1 protein-coding gene is annotated in these 220 nt (G+C 48.6%); it reads right to left on the bottom strand.

Features of this window, described 5'->3' with window-relative positions; all coding sequences use genetic code 11:
- On the bottom strand, positions 1–220 hold a 220-nt coding region (locus H9X91_RS14170; RefSeq protein ID WP_204805896.1), incomplete at both ends, for a hypothetical protein.

Raw genomic sequence — 220 nt, 5'->3', positions numbered from 1 at the left:
CCGAAGTCCTTGGCGCCGGCGCTGACGGTGACCAGGGACATGGTCATCACCAGAGCAAGCACCAGAGAAAGGAACTTCTTCATTCGGATTTCTCCTCCTTTTGAGTTTTTACCGTCGCCTTTCCAACTTTTTCGCCAGAAGAGTACGTATCTCAACATTTTTGACAGAAATCGATTGATATTCAGCTCGAAGCAAGCGGTTTCTGGTAGCAATTTCCCCG

Origin of the sequence: Oscillibacter valericigenes, assembly GCF_016902445.1 — a bacterium.
Lineage (GTDB): Bacteria > Bacillota > Clostridia > Oscillospirales > Oscillospiraceae > Oscillibacter > Oscillibacter avistercoris.
This window is presented reverse-complemented; position numbering and strand designations above follow the sequence as displayed.